The sequence below is a fragment of the Furfurilactobacillus entadae genome, assembly GCF_045862745.1.
Taxonomy (GTDB): Bacteria; Bacillota; Bacilli; order Lactobacillales; family Lactobacillaceae; genus Furfurilactobacillus; species Furfurilactobacillus entadae.
In genome coordinates this window covers 1-333 of the sequence record NZ_BQXN01000074.1, presented here as the reverse complement: position 1 = coordinate 333, position 333 = coordinate 1, and the positions used below count along the sequence as shown (strand labels likewise).

Annotated in this window: 1 protein-coding gene; it reads right to left on the bottom strand. The window is 39.6% G+C overall.

Going from position 1 to position 333, the window contains the following annotated elements; translation table 11 throughout:
• Nucleotides 1–81 precede the first annotated feature (81 nt).
• On the bottom strand, nucleotides 82–333 hold a 252-nt coding region (locus tag ACKTR5_RS11815), incomplete at its 5' end, for an IS3 family transposase (RefSeq protein ID WP_407881711.1).

The window sequence follows — 333 nt, the reverse complement described above, 5'->3', positions numbered from 1 at the left end:
GCCAACTAACGTAAGATAATGAAACGACTAATTTCCTGTGTTCAGGAAGTTGAAGTGAACCCATTAAGTTGGACATGTATATTAAGCGACTGATTGAAGGGCAAGCTGCCGGTATTGAACCGGTGTCTTGCCTTTTAGTTTGGTTTTGATTCGGCGTTGGTTGTAATAATCCAACCAATCAGTCATTGATTGAATCAAAGAATCCTTAGTTGTGTAAGCTTGGTCAAATAGTTCTGCCTTCATAATGTGAAAGAATGATTCCATTGAAGCGTTGTCCAAACAGGTTGCCTTCCGGGACATACTTTGAAAAGCATGATGTTGTTTGAGTACCTT